Raw genomic sequence first — 15,889 nt, forward strand, 5'->3', positions numbered from 1 at the left:
GTGGAGTGAGCATGACAACAACAATTTCCCCCGACTCGCGCTGGACGCGGCGGCGTGACGAGAAGCAGCGCCGGCTCGACAAGGTGCGCGGGCTCGCCGATGGCGCGGTGTTGCCTAGCGACAAGATCGTCGCCGCGCTCGAAGCGCTGATCCATCCCGGCGACCGCGTGGTGCTGGAGGGCAACAACCAGAAGCAGGCGGATTTCCTTTCGCGCTCGCTGGCCAAGGCCGACCCGGCCAAGCTCCACGATCTGCACATGATCATGCCCAGCGTCGGCCGCTCCGAGCACCTTGATCTGTTCGAACGTGGCATTGCCCGCAAGCTCGATTTCTCCTTCGCCGGCACCCAGAGCCTGCGCATCAGCCAGTTGCTCGAAGATGGCTTGCTCGAAGTCGGCGCCATTCACACGTACATCGAACTCTACGCCCGCCTCGTTGTGGACCTGATTCCCAATGTCGTGCTCTCGGCCGGTTTCATGGCCGACCGCGCTGGCAACATCTACACCGGCCCGAGTACCGAAGACACCCCGGCGCTGATCGAACCGGCGGCGTTCAGCGACGGTATCGTTATCGTCCAGGTCAACCAATTGGTCGATGACGTCAGCGAGCTGCCTCGCGTAGACATCCCGGCGTCGTGGGTCGATTTCGTTGTGGTCGCCGACAAGCCGTTCTACATCGAACCGCTGTTCACCCGCGACCCACGCCACATCAAGCCTGTGCACGTGCTGATGGCGATGATGGCGATTCGCGGGATCTACGAAAAACACAATGTGCAGTCACTCAACCACGGCATCGGTTTCAACACCGCCGCCATCGAACTGATCCTGCCGACCTACGGCGAATCCCTCGGTTTGAAAGGCAAGATCTGCCGCAACTGGACGCTCAACCCGCACCCGACGCTGATCCCGGCGATTGAAAGCGGCTGGGTCGAGAGCGTGCATTGCTTCGGCACCGAACTGGGCATGGAAAACTACATTGCCGCTCGGCCGGATGTGTTCTTCACTGGCCGCGACGGCTCGCTGCGCTCCAACCGTATGGTCTGCCAACTCGCCGGGCAGTACGCGGTGGATCTGTTTATCGGCGCGACGTTGCAAGTCGACGGCGACGGCCATTCCTCGACGGTGACTCGGGGCCGTCTCGCCGGTTTCGGTGGTGCGCCAAACATGGGCCACGACCCGCGCGGCCGCCGTCACGGCACCCCGGCGTGGCTGGACATGCGCCACGCCGACGGGCCGCAACCGATGCTCGAACGCGGCAAGAAACTCGTGGTGCAAATGGTCGAGACCTTCCAGGAGGGCGGCAAACCGACCTTTGTCGAAACGCTCGACGCGGTGGAAGTGGCGAAGAAAAGCGGCATGCCGCTGGCGCCGATCATGATCTACGGCGACGACGTCACCCACCTGCTCACCGAAGAAGGCATCGCCTACCTGTACAAGGCGCGCTCGCTGGAAGAGCGCCAGGCGATGATCGCGGCGGTTGCCGGGGTTACCGCCATCGGCCTGCGGCACAACCCGAAAGACACCGAACGCATGCGCCGCGAAGGCCTGATCGCCTTGCCCGAAGACCTCGGCATCCGCCGCACCGACGCCACCCGCGAATTGCTCGCGGCGAAAAGCGTGGCCGATCTGGTCGAGTGGTCCGGCGGCCTGTACAACCCGCCCGCCAAATTCAGGAGCTGGTAATGCACGCATTTAACCTGCAAGCGAAACCGCTGTCCCTGGCTGATCGATTGGCCGATCTGGCGGTGGACGCGCTGATCGACGAAGCCGATCTGTCGCCGAAACCGGCGCTGGTCGATCGTCGCGGCAATGGCGCACACACCGATCTGCACCTGGGCCTGATGCACGCGTCGGCGCTGGCCTTGTGGCCGGCATTCAAGGAAATGGCCGAGGCCGCGCTGGAGATCGGTGAAGTCGGTTTGCCGTTGCGCGAAGCGATCGGCCGCATCGGCCGCGAGGGCGAACAAGCGATGCTCGTGACCACCAACGGCGTCAACACCCATCGCGGTGCGATCTGGGCATTGGGACTGTTGGTGACAGCCGCCGCGCTGCAACCGAAATCCATCGCCCTGTGCGCCGCACGCCTGGCACTGCTCGACGATCGCTACGCACCGACGCCGCTCAGCCACGGCGCACAAGTCGCCCAGCGTTACGGCGCACGCGGTGCTCGCGAGGAAGCGCAACTCGGCTTCCCGTCCGTGCTGCAACGCGGCCTGCCGCAACTGCATAAAAGCCGCGCCAACGGCCACGGCGAACAGAACGCCCGGCTCGATGCGTTGCTGGCGATCATGACCGAACTGGCTGACACCTGCGTGCTTTACCGCGCCGGCGAACCGGGCCTGCAGGCCATGCAGGCCGGCGCGCAAGCGGTGCTCGATGCCGGCGGCAGCGCCAGCCTCAGCGGTCGTCGGCGCCTGCACGAACTCGATCAACAACTCATCGCATTGAATGCCTCGCCCGGTGGCGCCGCTGACTTGCTCGCGGCCACGCTGCTGCTCGATCGCATCGAGCGCGACGGCATTGTTCAGGGAGCGTTTTGATGGAAAGCCTATCGTTTGAATTCCCCGCCGGGCAGCCGCCACGCGGGCGGGCGCTGGTCGGTTGTGTCGGCTCGGGTGATCTGGAAGTGCTGATCGAACCGGGTCTGGCCGGCAAACTGACGATCAACGTGCAGACCTCGGTCAACGGCGCGCAGCAGCGCTGGCAGCACCTGTTTGCGCGGATGTTCGACGGCACCACGCCGCCAGCGATGGCCATCGATATCCACGATTTCGGCGCGACACCGGGGGTGGTGCGCTTGCGTCTGGAACAGGGTTTCGAGGAGATCGGCCATGACTGACAGCGCAGCGTTGCTCAACAAACACAGCTTCGTCGAACTTGGCGCACGGCAGCGGGCGAAAGCCTTGCTCGACGCCGGGACCTTTCGCGAACTGCTCGATCCGTTTCAACGGGTCATGTCGCCGTGGCTCGAGCGCCAGGGTGTAGTGCCGCAAGCCGACGACGGCGTGATCATCGCCAAGGGCAGCCTCGACGGTTTGCCGGTGGTCATCGCGGCGATTGAAGGTGCGTTTCAGGGCGGCAGCCTTGGCGAAGTCGGCGGGGCGAAGATTGCCGGCGCGCTGGAACTGGCTGCCGAAGACAACCGCAACGGTATCCCCACCCGCGCCGTGTTGCTGCTGGAAACCGGTGGCGTGCGCTTGCAGGAAGCCAATCTAGGGCTGGCGGCGATTGCCGATATTCACGCGGCGATTGTCGATCTGCAGCAATACCAACCGGTGGTCGGCGTGGTCGCCGGCAGTGTCGGTTGCTTCGGCGGCATGTCGATCGCCGCAGCGCTGTGCAGTTATTTGCTGGTGACCCAGGAAGCACGTCTCGGCCTGAACGGCCCGCAGGTAATCGAGCAGGAAGCCGGGATCGAGGAATACGACTCCCGCGACCGGCCCTTCATCTGGAGCCTGACCGGCGGCGAACAGCGTTTCAACACCGGACTGGTGGACCGTTATGTCGGCGATGACGTGGCGCAGATTCGTCAGCAGGTCGGTGAATTGCTCCAGCAAGGCCTGCCGGCACAGCCGCGCAGTCAGCGCGCCGAGTGGTTCCTGCAACGCCTCGGCAAGCTGAACACTGACCAGCAAATCGAACCGTCGGTGGTTCGCGATCTGTATCAAGGAGAGCGCTCATGAGCGGTTACTCACTGCGCGGTTTGCACTGGTTCAATGCGCTCAGCGCTGGCGCCAGTGTCGTCGAAGGTTTGCCGCCGTCGTTGAAAGTCGCCGACGCTGAGCTCGGCAGGTTTATCGCGGTGGTCGGCGACCCGGACAATCGTTTTCCCCGCGCCCGCAATGGCGAAGTCGGTTTGCTCGAAGGCTGGGGGCTGGCCAAGGCTGTGGATGACGCGATCAGCGCCGACCGCGACAGCGCACAGAAGCGCCCGATCATCGCCATCGTCGATGTGCCGAGCCAGGCGTATGGCCGGCGCGAAGAAGCCCTCGGCATTCATCAGGCGCTGGCCGGCGCGGCGGACAGTTATGCCCGTGCGCGTCTGGCCGGGCATCCGGTGATTGCGCTGCTGGTGGGCAAGGCCATGTCGGGTGCGTTTCTCGCCCACGGTTATCAGGCCAATCGCCTGATTGCTTTGCGCGATCCCGGCGTGATGGTCCACGCGATGGGCAAAGCCTCGGCGGCGCGGGTGACCTTGCGCAGTGTCGAGGAACTGGAAGCGCTGGCCTCGAGCGTGCCGCCCATGGCCTACGACATCGACAGCTACGCCAGCCTCGGCCTGCTCTGGGAAACCCTCTCGGTGCAGCAGATCGAACAACCGACGGCGGAAGATCTGGCGCGGGTGAGCGAGTGCCTGAAGCAAGCGATCAGCGATGTGACCGGCACTGATTTGAAAGGGCGCCTTGGTGCGAGCAATCGTGCCGCCTCCAGCAAAGTCCGCGAATTGCTGAGGGCGCAGTGGTGAACCTGCCCCTGGCCCACGATCTGCTCTGGGGCATGACCCCGGCGCAGTTGCCGGCGGATGCGCCGCAGTGGGCGATCGCGGCGCTGGCGGCCGGGCAACCGGTGGTGGTGCGCCGGGCCTTGAGCGAGGAAGGTCAGGTCGCGGTCGGTGTGCGCGGTGTGTTGCGCGAGCAGCGGCTGGCGGCGTTTATGGCGCTGGATTCGATTGCCTGTCGGGTCAGTCCCGAAGCCCTTTGTCATGTTGAGTGTGAGCGAGATCTGCCGGTGATGCAGGCGCTCAAACAACTGCGGCCGATGCTCGATGACTGCCGTTGGGTCTGGGGTGTCAGCGGCAGTGTCGGGTTTGAATTGGCCAGTGGTTTCAGAGCAATGCATGCGGCCAGTGATCTCGATCTGATTCTGCGTGCGCCGCAGATGATCGGCCGTGATCAGGCGCGCGAACTGGTCGCGCTATTTGATCAAACTGTGTGCCGAGTCGACATGCAATTGCAGACGCCATTCGGCGCGGTGGCGCTGCGTGAATGGGCCAACGGTTCGTCCCGAGTGCTGCTGAAAAATGCTTATCAGGCCTGTCTGGTGACGGATCCGTGGAACCCGCAGGAGCAGGCAGCGTGAGCAGCCTGTTGGTGTTTCCCGGCCAAGGCGCGCAGCAAGCGGGCATGCTCCAGCGTTTGCCAAGGGAAACGCTGGTCGAGGCCAGTGATGTGCTCGGCGAGGATGTCTTGCTGCTGGATTGTGCCGAGGCATTGCGCACGACACGAGCGGTTCAGTTGTGCCTGCTGATCGCCGGTGTCGCTGCTTCGCGGCAGTTATTGCAGGATGAACTGACTGCGGATTACGTCGCCGGCCTGTCCATCGGCGCCTACCCGGCGGCAGTGGTGGCGGGGGCATTGAGCTTCAGCGATGCGCTGCATCTGGTCAGCCTGCGCGGTGAGCTGATGCAACAAGCCTATCCACAGGGCTACGGCATGACCGCGATCATCGGCTTGCAGTTATCCACCGTCGAAACGCTGCTGGCGCAAGTGCACAGCGAAGATGCGCCGGTGTATCTGGCCAACATCAACGCCGATAACCAAGTGGTGATTGCCGGCAGCGACAAGGCCATGCACGCGGTGGCCGAACTGGCGCGCAGTCGCGGCGCCGGAGTGGCGAAGCGGCTGGCGGTGAGCGTGCCGTCGCATTGCCCATTGCTGGAAAAACCGGCGCAGGCGCTTGCCGAAGCCTTCGCCAGGGTCGAACTTAAAACGCCACGGATCGGCTATCTCAGCGGCAGCCGCGCCCGCCCTGTGAGCAAAGTCGAAGCGCTGCGAGATGACCTCGCTTTCAACATGTGCCGCGTGGTGGACTGGCGCGGCACCGTGCAAAGCGCCTACGAGCGGGGCGTACGTCTACAGATCGAACTGCCGCCCGGTGCGGTGCTGACCGGGCTGGCGCGCCGGGTGTTCGAGCAAGGTACCGTCACTGCCTTCGACAGTGCCCGCCTCGATACCCTGCAAGCGCTGTTGCGCGAGGAGGGTGGCCGCCAACTCTAAAACCGCCGCGACTCAAGCTTCGAACAACAAAAACAACATTCGACGATGCACTTTGAGGACTACAACAATGATTATTTACGGTGTGGCGTTTCTCGCCTTCTGCACGCTGGTCGGAATCTGGGTCGGTGAACTGCTCGGCAAGCTGATCGGCGTGCCGGCCAATGTCGGCGGTGTCGGTATTGCGATGCTGCTGTTGATCGGCCTGGGCAGCTATCTCTACAAGAGCGGCTGGCTCAAGGGCAAGACCGAGCAGGGCGTGGAGTTCTGGAGCGCGATCTACATTCCCATCGTGGTCGCCATGGCCGCGCAGCAGAATGTCTACGGTGCGCTGAAGGGCGGGCCGATGGCGATTCTTGCCGGCACCCTCGCCGTAGTGATCGCTTTTGCCCTGGTGCCGGTGCTGACGCGCATGGGCAACAAGCAAGAGACACCGATTGCTCCTGCCAAGACTGCGGGGTAATCGCCATGTACGAATCAATGATGAAAGTGATCACCGGCTACGGTCTGATCAGCGGCTTTTTGATTGTCGGCCTGACCATGTGGGTGTCCTACTGGATGTCCAACACTTTCACCAAGGGCCGTCTGCACGGTTCGGCGATCGCCATTCTGCTCGGGCTGGTGCTGTCGTATATCGGCGGCGCACTGACCGGTGGGCAAAAAGGCGTGGTGGATATTCCCCTGCTGTCCGGCATCGGCCTGCTCGGCGGCGCGATGCTGCGGGATTTCGCGATTGTGGCGACGGCGTTTGGCGTGAGTGTCGATGAGCTCAAACGCGCCGGATTCGTCGGTGTGCTGGCGCTGTTTGTCGGCGTTGGCACCTCGTTCGTCGCCGGCGTCGGCGTGGCGATGGCGTTCGGCTACACCGATGCGGTGAGCCTGACCACCATTGGCGCCGGTGCCGTGACTTATATCGTTGGCCCGGTGACCGGTGCGGCGATTGGTGCCAGCTCCGAGGTGATGGCGCTGTCGATTGCGGCGGGGCTGATCAAGGCGATTCTGGTGATGGTGATGACACCGTTCGTGGCACCGATGATCGGCCTGAACAATCCTCGCAGCGCGGTGATTTTCGGTGGGTTGATGGGCACCTCCAGCGGTGTTGCCGGAGGCCTGGCGGCCACCGATCCGAAGCTGGTGCCGTACGGTTGCCTGACGGCGGCGTTCTACACCGCGCTCGGGTGTCTGCTTGGGCCTTCGCTGTTGTTTCTGGCGATGCGCGGGTTGATGGGTTAGTCAATTTAAGCTGCCCTCACCCTAACCCTCTCCCGGAGGGAGAGGGGACTGACCGAGTTGTTCTGGCGTTATACATCGACCTGAAATTTCTAAGTCGAACTCAGGTTCTGAAAAAGCCCCCGATCTGCTCCCTTTCCCCCTCTACCCCTTGGGGGAGAGGGCTGGGGTGAGGGGGTAGCTCTTGATTTTGATCTTGATCTAAACCCCAGCCTGCCGATTGGCATACATCCGACACTCTGCCAGCAACGCCAGCAAATTCGGGTCACGCTCCTTGGCCTTCAGAAACACCACGCCAATGTGCTGCTGCAACCGGTACTTCTCCTGCAACGGAATCAGCTTCACCCGATTCTCGTACACCGCCGCAATCCGCCCCGGCAACAAGGCGTACCCCACCCCCGAGCTGACCATGCTCAGCAGGGTGAAGATGTCATTGACTTGCATCGCCACCTTCGGTTCGAACCCCGCTTGCTTGAATACCCGCACACCATCCTGATGCGTGGCGAAGCCCTGGGTCAGGGTGATGAAGGTTTCATCACGCACTTCCGCCAGATCGACTTCACTGCGCTGAGCGAATTTTGAATCCGCCGGGGTGGCGAGGAAGATGTCGTCGGAGAACAGCGCAATCTGTTCGCAATCGGGGTCGTTGATGCTGTCGTCCAGCGACACCAGAATCGCGTCGACTTCCATGTTTTTCAGCTTGTAGAGCAGGTCGATGTTCGAGCCGAGGATCAGGTCGATGTTGAGTTCGCTGCGGCGGATCTTCAGGCCCATGATCAGCTGCGGCACGGTCTTCACCGTCAGTGAATACAGCGAGCCGAGCTTGAAGCGCTCGGCGGAGAACCCGGCGGCTTCGCGGGTCAGGCGCACGCTGTCGACGACGTCGTTGATCAGCTTTTGCGCACGTTCTTCCAGCACATAAGCGCTTTCCAGCGGCGTCAGGTTGCGCCCTTCGTGTTTGAACAGCGGGCAGCGCAGGGCGTTTTCCAAAGAGTGAATGGCGCGGTGCACGCTGACGTTGCTGGTCTGCAGTTCGGCGGCAGCGCGGGCGAGGTTGCCGGTGCGCATGAAGGCGAGGAACACCTCGAGTTTTTTCAGGGTCAATTCTTCGTCGATCAGCATGGCGCGGACTCTTTTTGGTATCGGCCGATTGTGCCCAATTCCCGCGGGCCGCGCAGGCGAGGTTGAACAGAAACATTGCGCTTTTACGCTCAAGGCCCGAGCCTTGCGCGCTGCGGTAACGAATGTGAGGTGAGCAATACATGTATCACGGGGAAAAACTCAACGCCTGGACCCATCTGGTCGGAGCCATCGCCGCGTTTATCGGCGGCGTATGGATGCTGGTGATTGCCAGCCTCGACGGCAGTCCGTGGAAGATTGTCAGCGTGGCGATCTACGCCTTCACTTTGCTGGTGCTCTACAGCGCCTCGACCGTGTATCACAGCGTGCGCGGGCGCAAGAAAGCGATCATGAAGAAGGTCGATCATTTCTCGATCTACCTGCTGATCGCCGGCAGCTACACGCCGTTCTGCCTGGTGACGTTACGCGGGCCTTGGGGCTGGACGCTGTTCGGGATTGTCTGGGGGCTGGCGCTGATCGGCATCCTGCAAGAGATCAAACCGCGTTCCGAGGCGCGGATTCTGTCGATCGTGATTTACGCGGTGATGGGCTGGATCGTGCTGGTCGCGGTCAAACCGCTGATTGCCGCACTGGGCACAGCGGGGTTTGCCTGGCTGGCGTCGGGAGGGGTTCTGTATACGGTGGGGATTATCTTTTTTGCCCTGGATCACCGCCTGCGGCATGCCCATGGCATCTGGCATCTGTTCGTGATTGCCGGGAGCTTGCTGCATTTTGTGGCGATTCTGTTTTACGTCCTGTAAATGCAATCCCTGTGGGAGCGAGCCTGCTCGCGAAGGCGTCAGGTCAGCCAACACCTTCGTTGAATGAAACACCGCTTTCGCGAGCAGGCTCGCTCCCACAATAAATCTTCAGTGAACTCTGGTTTTGTGAACACCCTAGATCCAATGTGGGAGCGAGCCTGCTCGCGAAGGGGCCTTAGAAGTCACCCCACAGTTGCTGGGCCACCGCCAACGCCACCACCGGTGCGGTCTCGGTGCGCAGCACCCGTGGGCCGAGGCGGGCGGCGTGGAAGCCATTGCCTTTGGCCTGCTCGACTTCGCCATCCGTCAACCCACCTTCCGGTCCGATCAGAAACGCCAGCGTCGCCGGTTTGGCATGGCTGACCAGCGGTTCTGCGACCGGATGCAGCACCAGTTTCAATTCGGCTTCAGTCTGCTTGAGCCAGTCCGCCAGCAATACTGGTGGATGAATCACCGGCACCCGTGAACGCCCGCACTGTTCGCAGGCACTGATTGCCACTTGGCGCCAATGCAGCAAGCGCTTGTCGGCGCGTTCGTCCTTGAGCCGCACTTCGCAGCGTTCGCTGAAGATCGGGGTGATTTGCGTCACGCCGAGTTCAGTGGCTTTCTGAATCGCCCAGTCCATGCGCTCGCCCCGGGACAGGCCCTGGCCGAGGTGGATCTGCAGCGGCGATTCGATTTGTCCGGCGAACTGCTCGTCGATCTGCACGACCACGCGCTTCTTGCCGACTTCGACGAGCGATCCGCGAAACTCATGGCCGGAACCGTCGAACAACTGCACCGCATCGCCTTCGGCCATGCGCAGGACGCGGCTGATGTAATGCGCCTGAGCCTCCGGCAGTTCGTGTTCGCCAGTGCTCAGCGGGGCGTCGATAAAGAAGCGGGACAGTCTCATGCGGGGTCTCTGTAAAAAGTGTAAAAGTCTGGCGGCCCTATCGCTGGCAAGCCAGCTCCCACAAGGACTTGCGCAGGACCTGTGGGAGCTGGCTTGCCAGCGATGACGGTAGTCCGTTCACCGCTGAAGCTTAAGTGAAATAGATCAGCCCGGATCGCGGAAGCCGGGATGGAAGTCTTTCGGCACCGCAACACTGACGCTGTCACGCGTAGCAATATCAATACCTTCACTGGCCACTTCGGCCAGAAAGTCGATCTGCTCCGGGGTGATCACATACGGCGGCAGGAAATACACCACGCTGCCCAGTGGCCGCAACAACGCGCCACGTTCAAGCGCATGTTGGAAGACCTTCAAACCGCGACGCTCCTGCCAAGGGTAGGCCTCTTTGGTGGCTTTATCCTTGACCATCTCGATGGCCAGGACCATGCCGGTCTGGCGCACTTCCGACACATTCGGATGATCCACCAGATGCGCGGTCGCCGAGGCCATGCGTTGAGCGAGGGCCTGGTTGTTCTCTATGACGTTGTCCTGCTCGAAGATGTCCAGGGTCGCCAATGCCGCAGCGCAGGCCAGCGGGTTGCCGGTGTAGCTGTGCGAATGGAGGAAGGCGCGCAGGGTCGGGTAGTCGTCGTAGAAGGCGCTGTAGACCTCGTCGGTGGTCAGGCACGCGGCCAGCGGCAGGTAGCCGCCGGTGAGGGCTTTGGACAGGCAGAGGAAGTCCGGGCGGATGCCGGCCTGTTCGCAGGCGAACATCGTTCCGGTGCGGCCGAAGCCGACGGCGATTTCGTCGTGGATCAGGTGCACGCCGTAACGGTCGCAGGCCTCGCGCAACAGCTTGAGGTACACCGGGTGATACATGCGCATGCCGCCCGCGCCCTGAATCAACGGCTCGACGATCACTGCCGCGACGCTGTCATGATTCTCTGCCAGCGTCTGTTCCATGGCCGCGAACATATTGCGTGAGTGTTCTTCCCAGCTCATGCCGTCGGGCCGGCCGTAGCAATCCGGGCTCGGCACTTTGATGGTGTCCATCAGCAGCGCTTTGTAGGTCTCGGTGAACAGCGGCACATCGCCGACCGCCATCGCCGCCATGGTCTCGCCGTGGTAGCTGTTGGTCAGGGTGACGAAGCGCTTCTTGTTCGGCTGGCCGCGATTGAGCCAGTAGTGAAAGCTCATCTTCAGCGCGACTTCGATGCAGGACGAGCCGTTATCGGCGTAGAACACCCGGTTCAGGCCTTGCGGGGTCATCTTCACCAGGCGCTCGGACAGCTCGATCACCGGCTGGTGGCTGAAACCGGCAAGGATCACGTGTTCGAGTTGATCGACCTGATCCTTGATGCGCTGGTTGATGCGCGGGTTGGCGTGGCCGAACACGTTGACCCACCAGGAACTGACTGCGTCGAGGTAGCGCTTGCCTTCGAAGTCTTCGAGCCAGACGCCTTCGCCGCGCTTGATCGGGATCAGCGGCAGCTGTTCGTGGTCTTTCATCTGGGTGCAGGGATGCCACAACACCGCGAGATCGCGTTGCATCCACTGGTTATTCAGGCCCATTTACAGTCTCCTCGAGGCGGCTCGCGTCAGGCGCGGGCGAACAATCGCGCAAGCCTATGCAATGCATCGCGCGGGAACAACCCATTGTGTCGATTGAGCTACTTTGTCTGAGCCGATAGACGTCGCTGGCGGCGTTTTGATGGCTAACGTATTCTTCGCGGTTCTTTGAGTCGTCTGACTCGCAAAACTGCTTTTTCCCACATGTTTTTCCGGAGTTCGCTGAATGTCTGTCGGTTGGCTGCGCGCCTGTGCGCTGGTGATGTTGGGGCTGTTCAGCGTTACGGCGCTGGCCAAGGATAAAACCGCGATCGTGATCGGCGGCGGCCTGTCGGGTCTGACCGCTGCTTACGAACTGCAGAACAAAGGCTGGCAGGTCACCCTGCTGGAAGCCAAACCGAGCCTGGGCGGGCGCTCGGGCATGGCCACCAGCGAGTGGATCGGCAACGACAAGACCCAGCCGGTGCTGAACAAGTACGTGTCGACCTTCAAGCTCGGCACCACGCCGGCGCCGGAATTCGTCCGTACCCCGGGTTATCTGATCGACGGCGATTATTTCTCCGCCGCTGATCTGGCCACCAAACAGCCAGCCACCGCCGATGCGCTCAAGCGCTACCAGAAAACCCTCGACGATCTGGCGCGCTCGATCGACGACCCGCAGAACCCGGCGGCGACCGCCACCCTGCATGCACTGGACCAGATCACCGTATCGAGCTGGCTCGACAAGCAGAACCTGCCGGCCACCGCGCGTCAGTTGATCAACCAGGACATTCGCACCCACTACGACGAACCTTCGCGTCTGTCGCTGCTGTATTTCGCTCAGCAGAACCGCGTCTATCGCGGCGTTTCCGACCGCGACCTGCGCGCCTCGCGTCTGGTCGGCGGCAGCCAGGTCCTGGCCCAGGCCTTCGTCAAACAGATCAAGACCATCAAGACCAGCTCGCCGGTCTCGGCCATCATCCAGGACAAGGACGGTGTGACCGTCAAAGTCGGCAGCGTCGGCTATCAGGCCGACTACGTTGTGCTGGCGGTACCGCTGCGCGCGCTGAACAAGATCGCCCTGACCCCTGCGCTGGATGCCCAGCATCTGGCGGCGATCAAAGGCACCAACTACGGCTGGCGCGACCAGATCATGCTGAAGTTCAAGACGCCAGTGTGGGAAAGCAAATCGCGCATGTCCGGCGAGATCTACAGCAATACCGGTCTGGGCATGCTCTGGATCGAACCGGCACTGAAGGGCGGCGCCAACGTGGTGATCAACCTGTCCGGCGATAACGCCCGTGTGATGCAGGCGTTCGGCGACAAGCAGATGGTCGATCAGGTGCTGATCCGTCTGCACGCGTTTTACCCACAGGCCCGTGGCTCGTTCACCGGTTATGAAATCCGTCGCTACAGCACCGATCCGTCGATGGGCGGCGCCTACCTGGCTTACGGCCCGGGGCAGATCAGCAAGTTCTGGCGCCTGTGGGAACGTCCGCTGCAACGCGTAGCGTTCGCCGGCGAACACACCGACACCTTGTACCCGGGCACCTTGGAAGGCGCACTGCGCACCGGCCAGCGCGCGGCTAGCCAGGTTGAAGATCTGGCGGCAGGCAAGTCGTTCGAACCGGCCAAAGTGGTTCCGGCTGCAGCTGCGGCAGGCGCGGCGGGTGCGGTAGCGGCGAAGAAGGGCAACTTCTTCAGCAACCTGTTCGGCGGTTCGGATGACGAGAAGAAGCCAGAGCCTGTGAAGGCGCCAGAGCCTGCGCCAGCACCTGTTGCTCCAGCGCCTGCGCCGACCCCGGCACCTGCACCTGCGCCGGTGGAAGCACCGAAGCCAGCGGCCCCGGTAAAAGCCGAGCCGGCGAAAAAAGCAGCGGCCAAGCCAGCGGCGAAGAAACCGGCGGCAAAAACCGAAACGAAAAAGCCGGCGGCCAAACCGGCGGCGAAGAAGGCTGAACCGGCGAAGAAGCCAGCGGCCAAGCCTGCTGCAACGACCGAGACCAAGGCGCAGTAAGGCTTTGTTCACATGAAAACGCGGCCCTCGGGTCGCGTTTTTTTTTGCCCTGCGTTTCAGTCCTTCGTCATCCGGTTACGGGACTTACCGGCGTACCGGAGCCTTCCCACAAGATGCTCGGAATGAGGTGATAGCCGCTGCCAGCGCGCCAATTTTATGCTGGAAAAAATTGGAGGCATGCTATGAAAACGCTTATCGCGATACTGGTTTTGATTGCACTTTCCGGATGTAGCAACGGGCAATTTTTCCCCGGCGGCTATGGTTCTGAACTGGCGCACAAGTGCCACATAGACCCCTACAGTGCCGAATGCCTGCAACCGCCGGCAGTACTCCATAACTGATCGGCCATGAATGGCTGGTCAGTCAAAACTCCCACTTGAAGAATTCTGTCCCGTTCGGCAGTTTCCTCAGCCACTTTTGCTTGGGTTTGCGCAGGCGCCCGGGAATGAAACCGAAACGCGCCCAGCGCAGACTGCCCGTGCGCTGGTCGTAAATCACCAGGTTTCCATCGTCCTGCACAGTCATGTATGTGTTGTACCAAAGCGACTTGTCGGTGCTGTGCGTGCTTTCCGCGATCCATAATCGTCGCCTGGAGGGGTCATAAAGAAAGCCGCTGTTGCTGATCACAAACTGCAGCGGCTCGCGCATCTTCTTCGGGTGCAAAGTTGCGCTTTAAGGTTGATTGGCGTCGGCGATCCAGATGATCGCCTCACCGTCCTTGAGCACGAGGTTCCCGTCGCTTTGCAGCATCAGACGAAATCGACCGTTCTCGGATTGCAGGAATTGGCCCGCAGACATCGTTTGATTGGGCGGCAGTACAGACGAACCACTTGCTTGAAAGGGCGTATATCGCAGAGCCATGTTTTCGTGCCTGTTTGAATAATGAAAAGAAGCATCATTCGAGCAGGTTTGAATTGCGCATCAGCGGTACATAGTTATCAGGGTCGAGTTTCGCCGTATGCGTGTGCAGAGATGACGATGGTCAATGCAGCCCCCGTCATTTGTACAAGCGCTCTACGCAGGAATCGCCTTTAATCCTTCCTTAACACCCCGCTCGCAGACTCTTGATCGTATTTATCGATATTTCAAAGCAAAATTTTCCGCTTTAATTCGATAGATAACTCGCTAGTCTTGGTTCGCAGTTCTCACAGGATTTGGGCAATGCAGCTACGTAACTCTTCTTCGCGCTATGGTTGGGTCAGCATCTTCATGCACTGGGGCGTGGCGCTGGCGGTCTTCGGGCTGTTTGCGCTGGGTCTGTGGATGGTTGGACTGGATTACTACAGCACTTGGCGCAAAGACGCGCCGGATCTGCACAAGAGCATCGGTCTGGTGCTGCTCGGTGTGATGGTGTTGCGGGTGCTGTGGCGCTTCATCAGCCCACCGCCGCCAACGCTGCAAAGCTACAGCCGCATGACCCGTATCGGCGCTAAATTCGGCCACGGGTTTCTGTATCTGGCGCTGTTCGCTGTGATGATTGCCGGTTACCTGATTTCCACCGCAGACGGTGTCGGGATCCCGGTGTTTGGCCTGTTTGAAGTCCCTGCTCTGCTCTCCGGACTACCGGATCAGGCAGATACCGCTGGGGTGATTCATCTGTGGCTGGCGTGGGCACTGGTAATTTTTTCCGGTCTCCATGCGTTGGCAGCATTGAAGCACCACTTTATCGATCGTGATGCGACCCTCACTCGAATGCTCGGTCGCAAAGCCTGAAATTCAACCTCGACTCAAAGGAAAAGAAAGCATGTTGAAAAAGACTCTGGCCGCTCTGGCAATCGGTTCGGCCGTGCTGTCCGCCAACGTAATGGCTGCTGACTATGTAGTAGACAAGGAAGGTCAGCACGCCTTCGTCGACTTCAAGATCAGCCACCTGGGCTACAGCTACATCACCGGTACCTTCAAGGACATCGACGGCAAGTTCAGCTTCGACGCTGCCAAGCCTGAAGACAGCAAGATCGAGTTCAACGTCAACACTGCCAGCGTGTTCACCAACCACGCCGAGCGCGACAAGCACATCGCCAGCGCTGATTTCCTCAACGCCAGCAAGTTCGGCAAGGCTACTTTCGTATCCACCAGCGTCAAGTCCACCGGTGCCAACACCGCTGACGTGACCGGCGACCTGACCCTGCTGGGCGTGACCAAGCCAGTTGTCGTCAAGGCAACCTTCCTGGGCGAAGGCAAGGATCCATGGGGCGGCTACCGTGCCGGCTTCGAAGGCACCACCACCATCAAGCGCTCCGATTTCGGCAAGCAGAAAGACCTCGGTCCTAAGTCCGACGCGGTCGAGCTGTATGTTTCGTTTGAAGGTGTGAAAGCGAAATAACTTTCGCCGCCACATGAAAACGCCC

Annotated in this window: 18 protein-coding genes; 13 read left to right on the forward strand and 5 right to left on the reverse strand. The window is 61.3% G+C overall.

Annotated elements, in window-relative coordinates; genetic code table 11:
* Positions 1-11 precede the first annotated feature (11 nt).
* From mdcA to madM, 9 genes are all read left to right on the forward strand, one after another.
* On the forward strand, positions 12-1,682 hold the full coding sequence (gene mdcA / locus ASG55_RS11015) for a malonate decarboxylase subunit alpha (protein WP_016772750.1): 1,671 nt from the start codon (positions 12-14) through the stop codon (positions 1,680-1,682).
* Positions 1,682-2,539 (forward strand): triphosphoribosyl-dephospho-CoA synthase, encoded by an 858-nt coding sequence (locus ASG55_RS11020; protein ID WP_056786410.1) that lies wholly within the window; start codon positions 1,682-1,684, stop codon positions 2,537-2,539. The genes mdcA and ASG55_RS11020 overlap by 1 nt, the downstream gene beginning before the upstream one ends.
* Positions 2,539-2,838 (forward strand): malonate decarboxylase subunit delta, encoded by a 300-nt coding sequence (locus tag ASG55_RS11025; protein WP_056786420.1) that lies wholly within the window; start codon positions 2,539-2,541, stop codon positions 2,836-2,838. Before ASG55_RS11020 ends, ASG55_RS11025 begins: the two co-directional genes overlap by 1 nt.
* A complete protein-coding gene (locus ASG55_RS11030) occupies positions 2,831-3,682 on the forward strand; it encodes a biotin-independent malonate decarboxylase subunit beta (RefSeq protein WP_056786424.1) in 852 nt (283 codons plus the stop codon). Before ASG55_RS11025 ends, ASG55_RS11030 begins: the two co-directional genes overlap by 8 nt.
* A complete protein-coding gene (gene mdcE / locus ASG55_RS11035) occupies positions 3,679-4,464 on the forward strand; it encodes a biotin-independent malonate decarboxylase subunit gamma (RefSeq protein ID WP_056786427.1) in 786 nt (261 codons plus the stop codon). The genes ASG55_RS11030 and mdcE overlap by 4 nt, the downstream gene beginning before the upstream one ends.
* Entirely contained in the window at positions 4,458-5,078 is a 621-nt protein-coding gene (locus ASG55_RS11040) for a malonate decarboxylase holo-ACP synthase (RefSeq protein ID WP_056786430.1), read from the forward strand. Before mdcE ends, ASG55_RS11040 begins: the two co-directional genes overlap by 7 nt.
* A complete protein-coding gene (gene mdcH, locus ASG55_RS11045) occupies positions 5,075-5,995 on the forward strand; it encodes a malonate decarboxylase subunit epsilon (protein ID WP_056786434.1) in 921 nt (306 codons plus the stop codon). The genes ASG55_RS11040 and mdcH overlap by 4 nt, the downstream gene beginning before the upstream one ends.
* A 67-nt stretch (positions 5,996-6,062) precedes the next feature.
* Positions 6,063-6,455, forward strand: coding sequence for a malonate transporter subunit MadL (gene madL, locus ASG55_RS11050; protein WP_016772756.1), 393 nt, complete (start codon positions 6,063-6,065; stop codon positions 6,453-6,455).
* Positions 6,456-6,460: 5 nt separating this feature from the next.
* Positions 6,461-7,225, forward strand: coding sequence for a malonate transporter subunit MadM (madM, locus tag ASG55_RS11055; protein ID WP_041476796.1), 765 nt, complete (start codon positions 6,461-6,463; stop codon positions 7,223-7,225).
* 198 nt (positions 7,226-7,423) lie between these two features.
* Here madM and ASG55_RS11060 read toward each other — a convergent pair whose 3' ends face one another.
* Positions 7,424-8,344: a LysR family transcriptional regulator gene (locus ASG55_RS11060; RefSeq protein ID WP_056786436.1), complete on the reverse strand. Its 921-nt coding sequence runs from the start codon at positions 8,342-8,344 to the stop codon at positions 7,424-7,426.
* Between the two features lie 140 nt (positions 8,345-8,484).
* Here ASG55_RS11060 and trhA point away from each other — a divergent pair, with 140 nt between their 5' ends.
* Positions 8,485-9,102, forward strand: a complete 618-nt coding sequence (trhA, locus tag ASG55_RS11065) for a PAQR family membrane homeostasis protein TrhA (RefSeq protein ID WP_039757573.1) — start codon at positions 8,485-8,487, stop codon at positions 9,100-9,102.
* Positions 9,103-9,277: 175 nt separating this feature from the next.
* Here the strand turns inward: trhA and ASG55_RS11070 are convergent, their stop codons facing one another.
* A complete protein-coding gene (locus tag ASG55_RS11070; RefSeq protein ID WP_056786439.1) occupies positions 9,278-9,997 on the reverse strand; it encodes a 16S rRNA (uracil(1498)-N(3))-methyltransferase in 720 nt (239 codons plus the stop codon).
* Between the two features lie 144 nt (positions 9,998-10,141).
* Positions 10,142-11,548: an adenosylmethionine--8-amino-7-oxononanoate transaminase gene (locus tag ASG55_RS11075; RefSeq protein WP_056786442.1), complete on the reverse strand. Its 1,407-nt coding sequence runs from the start codon at positions 11,546-11,548 to the stop codon at positions 10,142-10,144.
* Positions 11,549-11,771: 223 nt separating this feature from the next.
* On the opposite strand from ASG55_RS11075, the gene ASG55_RS11080 reads away from it, so the two are divergent.
* A complete protein-coding gene (locus ASG55_RS11080; RefSeq protein WP_056786445.1) occupies positions 11,772-13,541 on the forward strand; it encodes a flavin monoamine oxidase family protein in 1,770 nt (589 codons plus the stop codon).
* Between the two features lie 363 nt (positions 13,542-13,904).
* Here the strand turns inward: ASG55_RS11080 and ASG55_RS27225 are convergent, their stop codons facing one another.
* Together ASG55_RS27225 and ASG55_RS27230 are read right to left on the reverse strand one after the other, a co-directional pair.
* On the reverse strand, positions 13,905-14,189 hold the full coding sequence (locus tag ASG55_RS27225) for a hypothetical protein (RefSeq protein WP_236708171.1): 285 nt from the start codon (positions 14,187-14,189) through the stop codon (positions 13,905-13,907).
* A gap of 24 nt (positions 14,190-14,213) precedes the next feature.
* The gene (locus ASG55_RS27230; RefSeq protein ID WP_236708172.1) at positions 14,214-14,402 is read right to left on the reverse strand and encodes a hypothetical protein; all 189 of its coding nucleotides are present in this window, start codon (positions 14,400-14,402) and stop codon (positions 14,214-14,216) included.
* A gap of 300 nt (positions 14,403-14,702) precedes the next feature.
* Between ASG55_RS27230 and ASG55_RS11090 the strand changes: the two genes are divergently transcribed.
* The gene (locus ASG55_RS11090) at positions 14,703-15,254 is read left to right on the forward strand and encodes a cytochrome b (protein WP_041476792.1); all 552 of its coding nucleotides are present in this window, start codon (positions 14,703-14,705) and stop codon (positions 15,252-15,254) included.
* Positions 15,255-15,285: 31 nt separating this feature from the next.
* Positions 15,286-15,864 carry a YceI family protein gene (locus ASG55_RS11095; protein WP_039757580.1) on the forward strand — a complete coding sequence of 193 codons (579 nt, stop codon included), beginning with the start codon at positions 15,286-15,288 and terminating at the stop codon, positions 15,862-15,864.
* Positions 15,865-15,889: the final 25 nt, after the last annotated feature.

Origin of the sequence: Pseudomonas sp. Leaf434, assembly GCF_001425545.1 — a bacterium.
GTDB lineage: Bacteria > Pseudomonadota > Gammaproteobacteria > Pseudomonadales > Pseudomonadaceae > Aquipseudomonas > Aquipseudomonas siliginis.